This is a genomic window from Ammonicoccus luteus (assembly GCF_050880385.1).
GTDB lineage: Bacteria > Actinomycetota > Actinomycetes > Propionibacteriales > Propionibacteriaceae > Enemella.
Map to the genome: position 1 here is coordinate 111,304 of NZ_JBNZCI010000002.1, position 17,905 is coordinate 129,208.

The 17,905-nt window shown below is 67.9% G+C and carries 15 protein-coding genes, 1 tRNA gene and 1 pseudogene; 2 read left to right on the forward strand and 15 right to left on the reverse strand.

What is annotated here, in order from left to right; translation table 11 throughout:
• Window positions 1–24: 24 nt before the first annotated feature.
• From metG to ACQ260_RS05850, 4 genes are all read right to left on the reverse strand, one after another.
• Complete coding sequence (gene metG, locus ACQ260_RS05835) at window positions 25–1,815, reverse strand: methionine--tRNA ligase (RefSeq protein ID WP_432558478.1); 1,791 nt, start codon at window positions 1,813–1,815, stop codon at window positions 25–27.
• 105 nt (window positions 1,816–1,920) lie between these two features.
• Window positions 1,921–3,696: a selenocysteine-specific translation elongation factor gene (gene selB, locus ACQ260_RS05840; protein ID WP_432558479.1), complete on the reverse strand. Its 1,776-nt coding sequence runs from the start codon at window positions 3,694–3,696 to the stop codon at window positions 1,921–1,923.
• On the reverse strand, window positions 3,693–5,078 hold the full coding sequence (selA, locus tag ACQ260_RS05845) for an L-seryl-tRNA(Sec) selenium transferase (protein ID WP_432558480.1): 1,386 nt from the start codon (window positions 5,076–5,078) through the stop codon (window positions 3,693–3,695). The genes selB and selA overlap by 4 nt, the downstream gene beginning before the upstream one ends.
• Before the next feature lie 46 nt (window positions 5,079–5,124).
• Window positions 5,125–5,220, reverse strand: a tRNA-Sec gene (locus tag ACQ260_RS05850).
• Between the two features lie 53 nt (window positions 5,221–5,273).
• Between ACQ260_RS05850 and selD the strand changes: the two genes are divergently transcribed.
• Window positions 5,274–6,257 carry a selenide, water dikinase SelD gene (gene selD, locus ACQ260_RS05855; protein ID WP_432558481.1) on the forward strand — a complete coding sequence of 328 codons (984 nt, stop codon included), beginning with the start codon at window positions 5,274–5,276 and terminating at the stop codon, window positions 6,255–6,257.
• Between the two features lies 1 nt (window position 6,258).
• Here the strand turns inward: selD and nrfD are convergent, their stop codons facing one another.
• From nrfD to fdxA, 10 genes and pseudogenes are all read right to left on the reverse strand, one after another.
• Window positions 6,259–7,356, reverse strand: a complete 1,098-nt coding sequence (nrfD, locus tag ACQ260_RS05860; RefSeq protein ID WP_432558482.1) for an NrfD/PsrC family molybdoenzyme membrane anchor subunit — start codon at window positions 7,354–7,356, stop codon at window positions 6,259–6,261.
• Complete coding sequence (locus ACQ260_RS05865) at window positions 7,353–8,396, reverse strand: 4Fe-4S dicluster domain-containing protein (protein WP_432558483.1); 1,044 nt, start codon at window positions 8,394–8,396, stop codon at window positions 7,353–7,355. The genes nrfD and ACQ260_RS05865 overlap by 4 nt, the downstream gene beginning before the upstream one ends.
• Window positions 8,396–11,101, reverse strand: a pseudogene (gene fdh / locus ACQ260_RS05870) (formate dehydrogenase); the annotation flags it as partial. The gene ACQ260_RS05865 and the pseudogene fdh, both read right to left, overlap by 1 nt.
• A 12-nt stretch (window positions 11,102–11,113) precedes the next feature.
• Window positions 11,114–11,683 carry a hypothetical protein gene (locus tag ACQ260_RS17320; protein ID WP_502219703.1) on the reverse strand — a complete coding sequence of 190 codons (570 nt, stop codon included), beginning with the start codon at window positions 11,681–11,683 and terminating at the stop codon, window positions 11,114–11,116.
• Between the two features lie 107 nt (window positions 11,684–11,790).
• A complete protein-coding gene (locus ACQ260_RS05875) occupies window positions 11,791–12,612 on the reverse strand; it encodes a DUF5808 domain-containing protein (RefSeq protein WP_432558485.1) in 822 nt (273 codons plus the stop codon).
• Window positions 12,609–12,950: a PadR family transcriptional regulator gene (locus ACQ260_RS05880; protein WP_432558486.1), complete on the reverse strand. Its 342-nt coding sequence runs from the start codon at window positions 12,948–12,950 to the stop codon at window positions 12,609–12,611. Before ACQ260_RS05880 ends, ACQ260_RS05875 begins: the two co-directional genes overlap by 4 nt.
• 100 nt (window positions 12,951–13,050) lie before the next feature.
• The gene (locus ACQ260_RS05885) at window positions 13,051–14,112 is read right to left on the reverse strand and encodes an adenosine deaminase (RefSeq protein WP_432558487.1); all 1,062 of its coding nucleotides are present in this window, start codon (window positions 14,110–14,112) and stop codon (window positions 13,051–13,053) included.
• Window positions 14,113–14,138: 26 nt separating this feature from the next.
• The gene (ctaD, locus tag ACQ260_RS05890; RefSeq protein ID WP_432558488.1) at window positions 14,139–15,884 is read right to left on the reverse strand and encodes an aa3-type cytochrome oxidase subunit I; all 1,746 of its coding nucleotides are present in this window, start codon (window positions 15,882–15,884) and stop codon (window positions 14,139–14,141) included.
• A gap of 102 nt (window positions 15,885–15,986) precedes the next feature.
• Window positions 15,987–16,676, reverse strand: coding sequence for a helix-turn-helix transcriptional regulator (locus tag ACQ260_RS05895; protein WP_432558489.1), 690 nt, complete (start codon window positions 16,674–16,676; stop codon window positions 15,987–15,989).
• Between the two features lie 24 nt (window positions 16,677–16,700).
• The gene (gene fdxA / locus ACQ260_RS05900) at window positions 16,701–17,048 is read right to left on the reverse strand and encodes a ferredoxin (protein ID WP_432558490.1); all 348 of its coding nucleotides are present in this window, start codon (window positions 17,046–17,048) and stop codon (window positions 16,701–16,703) included.
• Between the two features lie 105 nt (window positions 17,049–17,153).
• On the opposite strand from fdxA, the gene ACQ260_RS05905 reads away from it, so the two are divergent.
• On the forward strand, window positions 17,154–17,438 hold the full coding sequence (locus tag ACQ260_RS05905; protein WP_432558491.1) for a DUF2249 domain-containing protein: 285 nt from the start codon (window positions 17,154–17,156) through the stop codon (window positions 17,436–17,438).
• A 30-nt stretch (window positions 17,439–17,468) separates the two neighbouring features.
• Here ACQ260_RS05905 and ACQ260_RS05910 read toward each other — a convergent pair whose 3' ends face one another.
• A complete protein-coding gene (locus tag ACQ260_RS05910; protein WP_432558492.1) occupies window positions 17,469–17,897 on the reverse strand; it encodes a cytidine deaminase in 429 nt (142 codons plus the stop codon).
• Between the last annotated feature and the right edge of the window lie 8 nt (window positions 17,898–17,905).

The window sequence follows — 17,905 nt, forward strand, 5'->3', positions numbered from 1 at the left end:
CGCCCAGACGAGGTCGATCCTGGATCAGACCTGGATGGGCGCCCACTCCGGGCCGGTCTCGCCGAGCTTGTCGTCCAGCTTGGCGAACAGCGGCGACGGCTTGGCGAGCGGCTGACCGGCCTTGATCGGCCGGGATTCCCAGACGGCCTGCTGATCGGTGTAGTCCCCCGTGATCACCGGATAGTCCGAGTTGCCCTCCTCGGACACTTCGCGGACCTCCGGCTGCGCGGCCCAGACCCCTTCGCCGCCGAGGGCCTCGAAGACCTTCTGCGAGGCGTGCGGCAGGAACGGCGTCATCATCGTGTTCACGTCGGAGACGACCTGCAGCGCGGTGTGCAGGACAGTGTCGCGCCGGGCCGGATCCTCCTTGAGCTTCCAGGGCTCGGTCTCGGACAGATAGCGGTTGGCCGCGCCGGCGATGCGCATCGCCTCGCTGACGGCGTTCTTGAACTTGTTGCGGCGCAGCAGGTCCCCGACGGTGGAGAAGCCGGCCTTGGAGGTCTCCAGGAGCTGCGCGTCGACCGCGTGCACCTCACCGAGCTCGGGCACTCCCCCGTTGTTCTTGTGTGCCATGGAGATCGACCGGTTGACGAGGTTGCCCCACTCGTTGGCGAGCTCATTGTTGGTGCGACGCACGAACTCCTCCCAGGTGAAGTCCGTGTCATTGTTCTCCGGACCGGCGACCGCGATGAAATAGCGCAGCGCATCCGGACCGAAGTCCTTGAGGAAGTCGGTGACATAGATGACCGTGCCGCGTGAGGTGGAGAATTTGGAGCCGGACATCGTCAGATATTCCGATGACACGACCTCTGTCGGCAGGTTCAACCGCTGGCCGAACACCTCGGGCCCACCGCCGCGGTTGCCCTCGCCGTTCACGCCGAGGAGCATCGACGGCCAGATCACCGAGTGGAAGACGATGTTGTCCTTGCCCATGAAGTAATAGCTGAGCGCCTCAGGATCGCACCACCACTTGCGCCAGGCGTCCGGGTCACCCGAGCGGCGCGCCCACTCGACCGACGCCGAGAGATAGCCGATGACCGCATCGAACCAGACATAGAGCCGCTTCATCGGCTGGTCGCGCCAGCCGTCGAGCGGGATCGGTACGCCCCAGTCCAGGTCGCGCGTGATCGCTCGCGGGCGCAGGTCCTCGATGAGGTTCTGCGAGAACTTCAGGACGTTGGGCCGCCAGTCGGTGCGCTGTGACAGCCAGGAGCCGAGCGAATCCGCCAGGGCCGGCAGGTCGAGGAAGAAGTGCTCGGTTTCCACGAACTCCGGGGTCTCACCGTTGATGCGCGAGCGGGGATTCTTCAGGTCGACCGGATCGAGCTGGTTGCCGCAGTTGTCGCACTGGTCGCCCCGCGCGCCGTCATCGCCGCAGAGCGGACAGGTGCCCTCGATATAGCGGTCCGGCAGCGTCCGTCCGGTCGACGGGCTGATGGCACCCTTGGTGGGCTTCGCGATCGCGTACCCGTTGTCGAACAATCCCCGGAACACGTCCTGGGTGACCCGATAGTGATTCTGGGTCGTCGTGCGGGTGAACAGGTCATAGGACAAGCCGAGACCGTGGAGGTCGTCGACGATGACGCGGTTGTACTTGTCCGCCAACTGGCGCGTCGTCATGCCTTCCTTCTCGGCCTGGACCGAGATCGGGGTGCCGTGCTCATCGGTGCCCGAGACCATCAGCACGTCGTGGCCCGACATGCGCATGAAGCGCGAGAACACATCGGACGGAACCCCGAAACCGGAGACGTGACCGATGTGGCGGGGGCCGTTGGCATAGGGCCAGGCGACGGAGGTCAGGACATGAGCGCACATGGGCGTCACTCTAGTGGCCTCAGCGATGTGCTCATGTCCGCCCGAATCGTCACGGGCGGTCAACCGGTGCGGAGCATCGGTCAGCGCCCTCGGGGGTGACCGATCTCACTTTCCGCTGACGACCCGCAGGGACCCGTCGAGACGACGGGTCCAGCCCTTGGCATCCAAGTGCTCCAGCAGTGGGATCACCACGCGTCGGGTGGTGTCGAGGGCTTGCCGGGCCTGGCTGGTCGTGAAGGGCTGCGGCAGGCGGACGAGCTCGCGCATCGCCATCGCGGGTGCCTTGGGCAGCAGGACGATCTGGTCACCGAGGTCAATCAGGCGGGCGAGTCGGACCGCCGCGGCAATTTCGGGCACGCCCAGCGCGAGTGCGACGAGCTCATCGCGTTCGGGCGCACGGAAGGGCTGTTGGGCGAGCCGCTCCTCGAGCCGACGCAGGCCCTGTTCGGCGCGGCCCAGATCCGGCAGGGCACCGCGAGGAACGAAATAGCCACCCCGCAGGGTGAGGCCGGCATCCTTCGCGAGGGGCTCGAGAATCGCGATGTCGAGCGGCAGCCCCACGGCCTCCGTGGCAGCCTGCATCGACATGCGGCCTTGGAGGGGATTCCGCTGGACATGCTCCGTGACGACGCTCCCGAGCGTCTCTCGCCAGGCGTCCCACTGGGCGGGCGCGATGAACCAGAGCCCTCGCCGCTGCACACCCCGGCTGGCCGAGAGGTCCGCGCCGAGTCGTTCCAGCGTGGTGGCCGCCACGAAGCCCCTGCGCTCGACCTCCCGCACGAGATCGATCCGCTCCGGCGCTGCCGCCAGCCAGGTGGCCCGGCGCTGGGCCGCACCGCGGCGACCCAACAGGGGCGGGTCGACATCGAGCACTACGGCGCCCGCAAGGACCTGTTTGCGGCCGGGGTCACGCAGGACGAGCCGGTCCCCCACCTGCAGCGGCAGCGGCCCCGACCACATGAGTCGGATGTGCCGGGCGCCGGCCCCCTCACCCGATCCCAGCGGCCGCACCCGTGCCTCGAGGGCGGCCGTCCCGACGTGGACCATGAACCGGTCCGGCAACTCGACGTCCGCCGGCACCCGGGCGTCGACGACCTCGGTGTGGTGCCACGGGCCGGTGAGGACGACCGCGCCGCGGCGTACCTCATTCACCCCGACCCCCCGAAGATTCACCGCGACCCGCGCGACCGCCGAGACCTCGGACACATCGGCTCCCAGCGACTGCAGGTGACGGACGCCGATCTCGCGACCGCCGACCCATACCTTGTCCCCCACGCGCAATGAGCCTGCCTCCAAGGTGCCGGTCACCACCGTCCCGGACCCGCGGATCGTGAACGACCGGTCGACCCACAGGCGGGCCCGGCCGGCGGGGTCGGGAGTCGGCGTCTGCGCGCAGAGCAGATCCAGCGCGGACCGGAGATTGTCCAGCCCTGCGCCGGTCAGCGCGGACACGCTCACGCTGGGGCAGCCCTCGAGCACCGTCCCCGCGAGGTGCTCCCGTGCCTCTGCCAGTGCCGCGGCGGGGTCGGCAAGATCGCTGCGCGTGATCACCAACAGCCCGCGTCGCACGCCGAGGGCGTCGATCGCGGCGAGGTGTTCGGTCGACTGTGCTCGCCAGCCCTCGTCAGCGGCGACGACGAACAGCACCGCGGGCGCCGGCCCCAGGCCGGCAAGCATGTTGGCGATGAACCGCTGATGACCAGGGACGTCGACGAACGCCACGGTCTCGCCCGATGGCAGGGTCGTGTGCGCGTACCCGAGGTCGATCGTGAGGCCCCGCGCATGTTCCTCCGCCCAGCGATCCGGATCGGTTCCGGTCAGGGCACGGACGAGTGTCGACTTGCCGTGGTCGACATGGCCGGCGGTTGCGACGACCTTCACGCCCCGGCCTCCGCGGCCGTCGCCCGGAACGCCTGCGTGATGGCGCGGACGAGATCGGGGTCTCGCTCGGACGGCACGCACCGCGGGTCGACCAGGCACGCGCCCTTGTCGGTGCGGGCGAGCACGGCGGGGTCGCCGGTGCGCAGCAGGGGCGCGAGGGCTTCGGGGAGGGCGAGGGCGAAGCCCTCGAGTGGTACGCCCGGGGCCCCGCCGCCGCCGACATGCCCGGTGTGCGGGACCACCTTGATCGGGGGGGCGTCGAGGCCGTCGCGTTCTGACCCGTCGGGCGGGTCAAAGGACGACGCCGAAGCACCCACTTCCTCGAGAGCCGCCGCGACGGCGTGGGCCAGCCGCTCGCACCGCTCGCGGAGTGCCACGGGATCGGCCCGCCGATAGCGGGTGACGGGCGGGATCGGTCCGGTGAGCGTCGCGTGCAGCGCGGCGAGAGTCAGTTTGTCGATGCGCAGGGCACGGGCCAGCGGGTGGCGACGAAGTCGGTGCACGAGCGGGCTCTTGCCGAGCAGCAACCCGGCCTGTGGGCCGCCGAACAGCTTGTCACCGGAGGCAATGACCAAGTCGGCGCCGCGGCTCAGCGCGGTCGCGGCGTCGGGTTCGTCGGGCAGCGCGGGATCGTGGGCGAGAAGTCCGGAGCCGAGGTCGGCGACCACCGGCACGCCGAGTCCGGTGAGCTCCTCGATCGGCACCGCCGCGGTGAATCCGGACAGGTGGAAATTGCTCGGATGCACCTTGAGGATGCAGCCGGTGTCGGGGCCCACCGCTTGAGCGTAGTCGGCGAGGTGGGTGCGGTTGGTGGTGCCAACCTCGCGCAGCCGTGCGCCGGTGGACTCGATGAGTTCGTGCAGCCGGAAACCGTCACCGATTTCGACAAGTTCGCCGCGGGAGACGATCACCTCGCGCCCGGCGGCCAGCGCGGTGGTCGCCAGCACCAACGCGGCAGCCCCGTTGTTGACGATCAACACGTCCTCCGCCGCGGGACAAGCGGTGCGCAGCGCTGCCAGTGCCTCTGTTCCCCGCCGCGAACGTTTGCCGGTCGCCAGGTCGAGCTCGACGTCGGTATACCCGGCAGCAGCGCACAACGCATCGACCGCTGCCTTCGACAGGGGCGCGCGGCCGAGATTCGTGTGCACGACGATGCCGGTCGCGTTGAGGACCGGTCCCAGAGCGGGCGGGCCGGCGAGCAGAGATTCTGCGTACTCCCCGACCTCGGCGACCGGCAGCGAACCCGCGCGGGCCGCGGACTGGGCTGACCGGACGGCCGCCCGCACCACCTCGGGCCCGAGCCGATCAGCGGCTGCGGCCAGCGACGGCCGTGCGAGAAGCACGTCGGTGCGCGGAATGTGCCGGCGCGGGTCGTCGGTCACCCACCCTCCTCTGATCGTCGGTGAGCGAGTCGGACCAACGAAGTCTTGGCGGAGGCGGACGGGAATCGAACCCGCCAGACCGAGATGCTCGGCCTCACCAGTTTTGAAGACTGGGGGGCCCACCAGGTACCCATACGCCTCCCTTGCGGTGGCCACCTTAGCCCCAGTCGCTGCCGTCCTCATAGGGTGGCCGCCATGGAGACGAAACGATTGACCGGTTATGCCCATGGCGGCGGCTGCGCGTGCAAGATTCCGCCCGGAGAACTCGAGCAGATGGTGTCAGGACTGGTCGGCGTCGAGTCGGAAGACCTTGTCGTGGGTCTGGACGACGGCGATGACGCATGCGCGGTGGTGTTCGGTGACAACGGCGAGGTCGCTATCTCGACCACGGACTTCTTCACACCGGTCGTGGACAACCCGTTCGATTGGGGTCGGATCGCCGCGGCGAATGCGTTGAGCGATGTGTACGCGATGGGGGGCACCCCGCTGCTCGCGATCAACATCCTCGGTTGGCCGCGGGGCGTGCTGCCCGTGGAGCTCGCGACCGAGGTGCTGCGCGGCGGCCTCGAGGTGTGCCGGTCCGCCGGCATTCCCCTCGCCGGTGGCCACTCCATCGACAATCCGGAACCGATCTATGGCCTGGCCGTGACGGGACGCGGGCACCGGGACCGGCTGCTGCGCAACGACGCGGCCGAGGCCGGGCTGCCGCTGACACTGACGAAGCCGATCGGCGTCGGGGTGCTGAACAACCGCCACAAGGCGACCGGGGACGTCTTCCCGCAGGCGGTCGAGTCGATGGTCCGCCTCAATTCCGAGGCTGCGGAGGCTGCGGTCGCCGCCGGGGTCAAGGCCGCCACGGATGTGACCGGGTTCGGCCTGCTGGGTCACCTGTTCAAGATGTGCCGTGCGTCGGGGGTGTCCGCAGTGATCGACCACGCGGCGGTTCCGGTCCTGGAGGGCGCCCGGGAGTCGATGGCCGAGGGATTCATTCCCGGTGGCAGCCGGAGGAACCTGGACTGGGTGTCTCCCCACGTGGAGTCCGGCCTGAGCGAGCAGGAGATGATCCTCCTCGCTGACGCCCAGACCTCCGGTGGCCTGCTGATCGCCGGGGAGATCCCGGGCGGCACCGTGATCGGTGAGCTGGTGCCCGCCCAGGCGCCGGTGATCCGCGTCCGCTGACTCAGCTTGGCCACTCGCCGCCCGGCTGGGTGATTCCCCGGCCGGCGGCGGCGGCCTTGGCGGCACGGGCACGCTGTGGCTTGACCGTGTACTTCGGGTCGTCCGCGGACTTCATCCCCGCCTCGAAAACGGCAAACCGCGTCGCGACCGAACCCGCCATGAGGGCCGCACCCGAGAGGACGGCTCCGAGACGAGTGCGCCCGAGGAGCGCGGCGCCGACACCGCCCGCCACGGTGAGGACCTTGGACGCCTTGTGCAGGGTCTTGGCCGGTTCCTCGTGATAGGGCTCCGCGAGTTCGCCGAGGCGCTTGGTCATCATCTCGCCGGCCGCCAACTCGGCCGCCGCACCGATCACCGCGAGCGTCCGCGCCGGTGCGGTCTCCGAAGCCGGGGTGGTGATCATCGCCAGACCCGAGCCGGCAGCGATGCCGGAGCTGACGAAAATGAACGGCAACTCCCGATAGGCCTCGTGCCACGTGGGGAGGGCGGTATCGGACAGCAGGACGCCCGTGTACGCCGCCAGCGGCGGCGCGAAGAACGCCGACCCCGCAGCCGCGACACCGTCGATGAACTCCACCAGATGGTGACCGATGCCCCCGTCCTGGGGCAGCCACTTGCGAACGGCCTCGATCGCCACGCCGACGCCGGCGAAGGCGCCGAACCCGGCCAGGATCCAGGACCCCACCGACATCGGGGAGGTAAGTTTCACCGTGCGCATCATGTTGAGCGCACGCTCCGGGCGGCCGAGGTCGCCCGCCAGCGCCGCACCGCCGGCGCCGACCGCGACGATCGCAGCCCACCGACCTCGCGTCCGCAGCTTCTCCAGCCCGAGGAAATGCGCACCGGCACTGACCAGTCCTGACCCCGCGGCAAGGCCACCGAGGAACAGATAAGCCGGAATCGGCCACTCCCACGGCGGCGCTTGGATGACGGGTTGGCCGTAGTAACTGCGGAACTCCGCCTCCGGCACCGTCGCGTTGGGATCACCGCCCCCGCGGCGCTTGCGCCGCTCCCCCGGCCGGCGCTCCGGCATCGGCGGGCGGTCGGAATCGAGCGGCCTGGTCGCACTCGTCTGTGTGCTGGGGCCGGGCGCGGTCATGAACTCCTCCTGCCGAAAATGCCGTGTCCGGTGAAGACGGCAATGACCACACCCATCAGTGCGGTGCCGGCGACGCCGGCCATCGTGAACATGCGGCCGACCTTGGCGGTCGGGACGATCGGATCCGGCGGCAAACCGTAGGCCTCCGGTTCATCGAGCAGCAGAAACACCGACCCCGTGCCACCGACACCGTCGTTGGGATTGGCGCCATAGAGGCGGGCCTCGGTGTTGCCCTGGCTGTGCAGTTGCTCCAGTCGCTCGCGCGCCAGACGCACCATCTCGTCGTGATCGCCGTATTTGATGCTGGTCGTCGGACACGTCTGCGCACACGCCGGTGTCTCGCCAACCTTGATCCGGTCATAGCAGAGCGTGCACTTCTGGGCGTTGCCGGCGTTGACCGGTTTGGCCTTGCTGCCGTCGGCGAGCTCCACCACACCGTTCTCGCGCCGTCCGATCACACCGAAGGGACAGGCGCTCACGCAATAGCCGCAGCCATTGCACACGTCGGCCTGCACGACGACCGTGCCGAACTCGGTCCGGAACAGCGCACCGGTCGGGCACACGTCGAGGCAGCCCGCATGGGTGCAGTGCTTGCAGACATCCGAACTCATCAACCAGCGCACGAGCGGCAGATCATCGGATTCGGTGATGACAGCCGGGTTCGCCGCGGGTGCCGAGCCGTCGGAGTCCTTGCGTACGCTCGGCATTCCGAGGTTGACCGCACCGCTCTGCCGAGCCCGCGCGAGCTGCTCGGGACCCTGCTCGATGAACGCCACGTGGCGCCAGGTGTCCGCACCGAGATGGGACGAGTTGTCGTACGAGTTGCCGGTCATGGCCCGGGCGCCGCCGTGGGCCGCCTCACCTTCGTGGGGGGTCCGTGTCGGGACCCGGTTCCATTCCTTGCACGCGACCTCACAGGCCTTGCAGCCGATGCAGATCGACGTGTCGGTGAAGAAACCCTTTCGCTTCGGATGTTCCTCCCAGCCGGCGTCACGGGTCGGGTTGGTCGGTCCGGAGAGCTGGTTGTGCCAGAAGCCCATCACGCCTCCTCAGGAGTCGACGAGACTGCGGCACGTTCCCCCGCCGTCGGTTCCAAGCCCGATCGCCGCAGGTAGTCATTCACCAGGTCGACCTGCGCAGCGCCCTGCGGTCGGCGACCCGGACGGATATCGCACATGCCCACCTTCGACTCCTGGATCTGCACGTTCGGATCGAGCACGATGCCGAGCAGGTCATTCGCTGCGTCACCGGCAACGAACGCACGGTCACCGACCGCCCAGTGGTATGGAAGACCGATCTGATGAACGGTCTTTCCACCCGCCTGCACGGGTTGGACACGGTCTGTGACGAGAACCCGCGCCTCGATCGCGGCGCGCGGGCTGATCAGCGTGGCCCAGCCCCCGTTCTCCAGCCCGCGTTCCTCCGCCAACTCGGGCGAAATCTCGCAGAACATCTCGGGCTGAAGCTCAGCCAGATAGGGCAGGAAGCGGCTCATGCCACCCGCAGTGTGATGTTCGGTGAGGCGATAGGTCGTGAAGAGATACGGATAGATCTCGGTCGCCCTGTCGCCCTGCACGAGCCGGTTGTCCGGTCTCGGGAACAGTTCCTTCGTCGGGTTCGCCTGGATGCCATAGAGCGGGTTGGTCACCGGGGATTCCGCCGGCTCATAGTGCGTCGGCAGCGGACCGTCGACCAGCCCCCGCGGCGCGAAGAGCCAGCCCTTGCCATCGGCCTGCATGATGAACGCGTCATCGCCTTCGAGAGCCGCCGGTCCGGTGGCACCCTCCGGCGCCTTGGTCCCGGGGGCGAGCGTCAGCGGGAAGTCCGGCACATCCGGACCGGCCCACTGGCCCTTTTCCTCGTCCCACCACATCAGCTTCTTGCGTTCGCTCCACGGCTTGCCGTCGGGATCGGCGGAGGCGCGGTTGTAAAGAATCCGGCGGTCCGCCGGCCATGCCCACGCCCACTCCAGCGCCATTTCGTCCTGTTCCGCACGGGGCTGACGGCGGTTGGCCTTGTTGATGCCGTCGGCGAAGATGCCGGTGTAGATCCAGCAACCACCCGAGGTGGAGCCGTCGGCGCGCATCTCGGTAAAGCGCGGGAGCAACTCGCCGTCGCGCTCGCCACCAATCCAGCGGCCGTTGATCTCCTGCAGAACAGCCTCGGGATCGACCTCGCCGTGTTCGTCTCGCGGGTAGTCCCAGGTCATGTCCAGGAGTGCCTGGTCGCGCGGGTCGGTCGAATCAGCCAACCGCTTGCGGATGCGGACACCCAACTCATGGAAGAACTCCAGCTCAGGCTGGCAGTCACCCGGCGGATCGAGTGCCTTCTCACGCCACTGCACGAGCCGCTGCGTCTGGGTGAAGGTGCCCGCCTTTTCCACATGGGTGGCCGCCGGCATGAAGAACACCTCGGTCGCGATGTCCTCGGTGACCATCTCACCGGTTTCGATCTCCGCGGAGTCCTTCCAGAACGTCGCGGTCTCAATCAGCCGCAGGTCCCGCACGACGAGCCATTTGAGCTCGGCGAGCGCCTTGCGCTGGATCTTCGAGTGCGCGGAGGCAACGGCCGGGTTCTGGCCCAGCACGAAGTAGCCGTCGATCCCGCCCTCCAGCATGGACAGCACGGTCTGATAGGTGCCGTGCGCCCCGCTGAGACGTGGCAGCCGGTCGTAGTAGTAGTTGTTCTCGGCTGTTGCCTTGTCCCCGAACCACGCCTTGAGCAGGCTGATCGTGTAGGCATCCGCGTTCGCCCAGAAGCCCTTCTGCTCCTTGGAGCCCGCACTCTCGATGTAGTCCTCGAGCGTGTCGTGCTCGCCGACCATCGGCATGGGCAGATAGCCCGGCAGCAGGTTGTAGAGCGTGGGAATGTCGGTCGAGCCCTGGATCGACGCGTGCCCGCGCAGCGCCATGATGCCGCCACCGGGACGACCCATGTTGCCGAGCAGCAACTGAAGGATCGCCGCGGTCCGAATCATCTGTGCGCCGTCGGAATGCTGGGTCCAGCCGACCGCATAACAAACCGACGAGGTCCGCTCACGCCCGGAGTTCTCCGTCAGGGAATCCGCCAGATAAGCGAAGTCCTCGGCGCTGATGCCCGACACCTCGGTCACCATCTCCGGCGTGTAGCGCGCATAGTGACGCTTGAGAATCTGGAACACGCACCGTGGATCCTGCAGCGTCTCGTCGCGCAGCACCTGACCGTGCTCCAACGGAGCACCCCCGGCACCGAGGCTGTGCGGCTGAGCCGACTCGGCCAGTTTCTCGCCGTTCTCCTGCTCGGAAGACGAACCCTCGACCTTGCCACCGCCGGGCTGTGCGTACGACCAACTCGTCAGGTCATAGGACCGCTTCTCGGGATCGAATCCCGAGAACACGCCGTCGAGGTCTTCGGTGTCGACGAAGTCCTCCGACACGATCGTCGCCGCATTGGTGTAGTGCAGCACGTAGTCGCGGAACCACAACTCGTTGCTGAGCACATGGTTGATGAGACCACCGAGCACGGCGATGTCGGCACCGATGCGGATCGGGATATGCCGATCCGCTTGGGCGGACGTTCGGGTGAAGCGGGGGTCGACGTGGATGACCCGCGCCCCTCGCAACTTGGCCTCCGTCACCCACTGGAATCCGACGGGATGGCACTCGGCCATGTTGGATCCCATGATGAGGATGCAGTCGGAGTTGGCAAGATCCTGCACAGGCTGCGTGGCGCCGCCACGGCCGAACGAGGCTCCCAGACCGGGAACCGTGGCGCTGTGTCAAATGCGGGCCTGGTTCTCGATCTGTATGGCCCCGGCCGCCGTGAACAGCTTCTTGATGAGGTAGTTCTCTTCGTTGTCCAAGGTGGCGCCGCCGAGGGCTGCGATGCCCATCGTGCGGTTGAGCGGCCGCCCCTCGTCGTCCTCGTCCTCCCAATGGTTGCGGCGAGCCTCGAGGAAGCGATCGGTCACCATGTCGATCGCGGTGTCGAGATCGAGGTGTTCCCACTCGGTGCCGTGCGGGCGGCGATAGAGGACGGTGGTGACGCGGTTGGGGGCGTTGACCAACTGCTCGCTGGCCGAACCCTTGGGGCAGAGGCGGCCGCGGGAGATCGGGGAGTCCTTGTCGCCCTCGATCTGGATGACCTTGCCATCCTTCACGAACACCTTCTGGCCACACCCGACCGCGCAATAGGGGCAGACGCTGCGGGCGACGGAATCGGCCTCTTGGATCCGGGGAGCAATCTCGCGTGTCGTCGGACTGGTCACGGCCGGGCCGCGGCCGAAGAAGTCCCCCGTGGTCAGCTGGCGCAAGCCCGGCCAGCCCAACACCACCTTGCCGAGTCCCATCGCTCAACCCTCCCGTCGACAACGACGACTGAATAGCCCAGAGCCTACTGCCCAGTTCGACATGAGGGGAAGTCACCCCATTGTCATGGGACGGGCAGGGTCCATCGTCACTGCTCGCGCTCGCCGCTGGACTGTCCCTGCGCGACGCGGGCGAGACCCGCACGCACCGGGAGCACGGTGGCAGCGAGTTGCGCGGCCACCGGCGTGAGAGCGAGAACCGGCCCGACCCACGGCCTCGCCGCATCGGGGCGGCGGGCACCGGAGCGGGCAGCGAGGAGGTACGCGACCGTGAACGCCCCCGCCGTGGTGGCGAGTGCCGGCCGCACGACGGTGTCCACGTCCTGCTCAACCGCCTCCGGACGGTGGGTCGCTCCCCACGCGGCGATGACGGCATTGCCCCCGACGACGGGGATCAGCCAACGCCGGTCGACCCAGCGGTTGACCCGGCCGGCGGCATCGAAATTCGTCGGCAGGCGGCGCCCCTGGCGCCAGAGCCCGATAGCCGCGGGCACGCTGAGCGCGGCGAGCGCGACCGGCACCGCGCGCTGGGCCGCGCGCACGCCCGCCGGGATCGCGGCGAACACATCGGCGTCCGCGTCGTCGGGACGCAACCAACCCAGCCGCACGGCGAGAGCACCAACGTTGAGATCCCAGCCGATACCCAGCGAACGCGGCACGAACAGCCGGGGGTCGGCGGGCGCCCACAACCGCGCCCTCGCCTCGCGGCCCATCCACAAACCGCCCGGGAACCGGAAGCGAGGGCGGCCCAGCTGTTCACGCAGACCCGCCGCGTACTCCTCCGCAGGGCCCAGTTCCGCCGGCGTGACACCCGTCGCGAGCAACTCCTCCAGGTCGCGAAGCGCGGCATCACGGTCGGCGCGGCGGACACCGGACAGGTGCCGGGCCACGTCGGTGACATAGGGATTCATGACTCCTCCAACAGGGTGTTGAGCGAGTCGGCGAGCTGGCGCCACGCGGCACGGAGGCGATCGAGCTCGGCGCGACCCGCGGGGGTGAGGGCGTAGTACTTGCGCGGCGGGCCCGAGGGGGACTCCTCCCACGTCGTGTCGACCCAGCCGGAGGCGCGCAGGCGGGTGAGCAGCGGATAGATCGTGCCGGCGCCGACCGCGAGCGCAGGACGCTCCGCCAGCGCGTCGACCAGCTCGCCGCCGTAGTGGGGGCGGGTGCGCAGCAACGCCAGCACTGCGATGTCCAGGACACCCTTGCGGAGCTGCGCGAGCTCATCGCCCTTCTTGACTCTCGCCATGTCCCCCTCCAAATACTGCTTTACCTATTACTAGGTTATGCATAGTAGATGGGATTATCAAGTACTGGCACGGAAAGCATGTCGCGTTCAGCTGCCCCGATTAACCAGGGTGATAGGCGGCGGCCACGAGCGCCCGCAACCGCTCTCGTTCCGGCTGGTCGAGGAAAGCGGCGTCGAGAGCGGTTTCGGTGAATCGGTGCAGGTCGGCGATGCCATAGCCGAAGGCCTCACAGAGGTGCGCGAACTCCTGGGAGAGTGACGTGGCGCTCATGAGCCGGTTGTCACACGACACGGTGACGGCGAAACCCAGACGCTCCAGCAGCCCGAAAGGATGGTCCGCGTAGGTCTCGGCAATTCCGGTCTGCAGATTGGACGAGGGGCAAACCTCGAGCGTGATGCTGCGATCGCGAATGTACGCAGCCAGCGTCCCCGGCGCGACCTCGCCTTCGACGAGGTCCTCGACGATGCGCACCCCATGCCCGATGCGATCGGCTCGCATGAGCTGCACGGCCTCCCAGACGGACTCCGGCCCAGCGGCCTCCCCGGCATGGATCGTGTAGGGCAGATTGTGCCGCTGCAGGTGATGAAATGCCTCCGCCAACCGACTGGGCGGGAACCCGTCCTCCGGGCCCGCGATGTCGAAGCCGCCCACGAGCGCGTCGCGCATCGTGACGGCCAACTCCGCGATCTCCGAACCTCGGTCGTTCTGGCGCATCGCGCTGATGATCTGACGCGCGATGATCGGGGTGCCGGCAGCGGTGGACCTGGCCATTCCGTCGAGCAGCCCGTCGCGGACAGCGGCCACCGCCTCCGCCAGGCTCATGCCGCCGGCCAGGTGCTGTTCCGGCGCCCACCGGGCCTCGGCGTACACCACCCCGTCTGCCGCCTGGTCCTCCACGAACTCGCGCGCGATCCGGCGCAGATCCTCCGGCCGCTGCATGACCGCGATCGTGTGGTCGAACGTCTCCAGATAACGCACGAGCGAACCCGAGTCGGCTGCTTCGAAGAACCATTGGGCGAGCGCGGCGGCGTTCGTGGCCGGCAGCCCATGACCCACCTCCGACGCGATGTCGATGAGGGTCTGGGGGCGGACCCCACCGTCGAGGTGATCATGGAGGGCGACCTTGGGCAAGGCGCGGATGGTGTCGAGAGCAAGGGCCATGGCCCCATTCTGTCCTGCCGGACGCGCTATCCCTCGCTCGCCCCACTGCTGGTCGCATGTGCCTCCGGAGCGCCGTCCAAGTGACGCTCACCGGTGACGGGCGGGTCGGGCTCGAGCTCGATCACGTCGCCGTGATGCAGGTCGAAGGCGGGCGATTCCGACCGGATGAGCGGCAGTCGACGGAAGTTGCTGCGCGGCGGCGGACTGCTCGTCGCCCACTCCAGCGAACGACCCCAGCCCCACGGGTCCTCGACGGACGGCTTGATCGGAACCGAACGCCAGATCGCCATCGCGAACGGGATCATCGATGCGCCGAGCACGAAGGCCCCCACCGTGGAGACCTGGTTGAGCGTGGTGAATCCCTCGTTGGGCAGATAATCGGCGTACCGTCTCGGCATCCCCTCGACGCCCAACCAATGCTGAACCAGGAACGTCGTGTGGAACCCGAGGAAGACCATCCAGAAATGGAACTTGCCCCAGGCCTCGTCGAGCATGCGCCCGAACATCTTGGGCCACCAGAAATAGAACCCGCCGAACATGGCGAACACGACGGTTCCGAAGAGGACGTAGTGGAAATGGGCGACCACGAAGTACGTGTCCGTGACCTGGAAATCAAGCGGCGGGCTCGCGAGAAGGACGCCGGTCAGACCGCCGAACAGGAAGGTCGTGAGGAAGCCTGCGGCCCACAGCATCGGGGTCTGGAACGTCACCGCACCGCGCCACATCGTGCCGATCCAGTTGAAGAACTTCACACCTGTCGGGATCGCGATCAGATAGCTCATGAACGCGAAGAAGGGCAAGGACACCGAACCCGTGGCGAACATGTGGTGGGCCCAGACCGCCATCGAGAGCGCACCGATGGCGAACGTCGCCCCCACCAGTCCCACATAGCCGAAGATCGGCTTCCGGCTGAAGACCGGGATGATCTCGGTGACGATGCCGAAGAACGGGATCGCGATGATGTAGACCTCGGGATGGCCGAAGAACCAGAACAGGTGCTGCCAGAGGATCGGGCCACCGTTCGCGGGATCGAACACGTGCGTGCCGAGCCGGCGGTCGGACTCGAGGACCAACAGGGCCGCGCCGAGGACCGGGAAGACCAGCAGGACCATCAGGGACGTGACAAGGACGTTCCAGGTGAAGATGGGCATCCGGAACATCGTCATGCCCGGTGCCCGGAGGGTCGCGATCGTGGTGACGAAGTTGACCGCGCCCAGGATGGATGACAGACCGACGAGATAGAGACCCATGAGCCAGAGGTCACCGCCCACGCCGGGGGTGTGGACCTCGTTGGACAGTGGAGTGTACGCGAACCATCCGAACGAGGCCGGCCCCTCAGGGGTCAGCCAGCCCGACATGACGATGAGGGACCCCACCACATAGAGCCAGTAGGAGAAGGCGTTCAATCTCGGGAACGAGACGTCGGGGGCACCGATCTGCAGCGGCATCACGAAGTTCGCAAAGCCCGCGAACAGCGGCGTCGCAAACAGCAGCAGCATGATCGTGCCGTGCATGGTGAACATCTGGTTGAAGGTGTTCAACTGCAGATATTGCATCCCGGGAAACGCCAATTCCGCCCGGATCGCCAGGGCCAGCAGTCCCCCGACGCAGAAATAGACGAAGGCGGTGAAGATATAGAGCCGCCCCATGGTCTTGTGGTCCGTGGAGGAGAGGACCGAGACGAGTTTGGCACCCAAGCCGGGGCGAGGTTCACTCCGCGCGGAGATGGGCTCGGAGGTGACCCGCTTCGCGGGGGCTGTCGACGTTGACATGGCTTATCACTTGTCCAGAAGGGATCCGAATCGATCAGAGCGGCCGGGCCGAAGCCCTGCCTGCGACACTCACCTTCGTTGCGTGAGGACTTGGGGTTGGGTTCAGCCGGTCTCCAGTTGGTCGCTGGGATCGAACACCCGGACGGTGCACACCGCGGGCGAGGTGAAGGGCTCCAGGGTCACTGCCCCCCGACCGCCTGCCTGATCCGGCCCGTCGGGGAGCATGCCCTCGAGCATGCCGCGGTGCACAGCACAGACGACGTCCTGATGAGCGTCGGCCAGCTCGCGAAATGGGCAGTTGTGCAGGTGCACGACGTGCGGCTGCTCCGGAGCCTGGGGCACCGGCTCGAAACCCAGGTCCGCCAGAAGATCGACCACGGCCTCCGCAGGCGTGCCGGCCGCGGTCGCGGCACGCAGTGTCGCGCCGAACGATCGGCCCGCTGCCGCCGCGGTCCCTTCGGGATCCGGCACCTGCGCAACGACGTGTTCGACGAGCACCGTGGACAGCAGCTCGAAGTTCCGCTTCCCGCTTCTCGCGCCGAGCGTCGTCGGACGAAAGACGGCTCGCGGGCGGCCCTTGCCGCCGGTCCGCTGACTGCCCTGCTCGATGAACCCGTCGGCCACGAGCGCTCGCGTGTGGAGGCGCACCGTGTTCACGTGCAGGTCGAGATCGCGGGCCAGAGCCCCGATCGAGATGGGCGCGGTCGCGCTGCGGATCGCCGCGAGAACCCGGCGGCGCGTTTCGTCGCGATCAACCTGCTGACCGCCCTGCTCCGGCGATCGCCCGACCATCCACGACTCCCTCACGTTTGCGGCCTAGGTCGCTTCGTCCCGCGGCTGCGCCGCGACGAGCGGTGCATCCACGTCCAAGGCGCCGAGTCGTTCGGCGCCCGCCGGCGAGCCGAGCGGTTCGGAGCGTCCGGGCAGAGTGGCTTCGAAGAACGCGGCGTTGTCCGCCAGATAGTCGAACCACTGTTCGGGCAGATCGTCCTCATAGAAGATCGCCTCGACCGGGCACACCGGTTCACAGGCACCGCAGTCGACGCACTCGTCCGGGTGGATATAGAGCGCTCGGGCGCCCTCATAGATGCAGTCCACCGGGCACTCGTCGACGCAGGCCAAGTCCTTGACGTCCACGCACGGCTGCGCGATCACGTAAGTCATCCCCACCCCTCTCGACCCTGACTATTTTACACGGCTTGACTATTATTTAATAGAGATGCCGGTAATAATAGACCGGAACGCCATCACCTGACGCGAAGGAAGACAATGACTCAGCAACTGCCCATCACCGAGGTCCAGTCCGGTTGCGCCTGCGGGCACGAACACGGCGAGCCCGAACTCGATGCACGCGCGATCCCGCACGCGATCCGGCACGGCGCGATCTTCGGTGCGCTGGCGTCGATTCCGCCCGGCGGAGCAATGATCCTGGTGGCGCCGCACGATCCGGTGCCGCTGCTCAACCAGATCCGGGAACGGGTCGGCGACGCAGTCGAGGTGTCCTATCTCGAGCGCGGTCCGGAGGCCTGGCGTCTGCGCCTCGCCGTCCGCTGAGCCCGCGGCAGGGGCGCTCGACCGAAGGGGCTAGCGCTCCTGCATGCGTTCCAGGTCGCCCACACCGAACGCCTGCGGCAGCACATCGTTCATCGACAGCACGCCCTCGGGCGTCTCGATCAGCATGTCGGGACCGCCGTGCTCGGACAGCAGCTGTCGGCAGCGGCCGCAGGGCATGATGACGTCGCCCGCCCCATTGACGCAGACGAACGCCACGAGCCGACCACCACCACTGGCGTGCAGGGCGGAAACCAGACCGCATTCGGCGCACAGCCCCACGCCATAGCTGGCGTTCTCCACGTTGCAGCCCACGACGAAGCGCCCGTCCTCGACAAGCGCTGCAGCGCCGACGGGATAGTGGGAATAAGGCGCGTACGCCCGCTCCGCCACCTCGACCGCCAGCGCACGCAACTGCGCCCAGTCGACCTCGGGCACAAACGTCCCGAAGTCGAACTTCATCGGTCTTC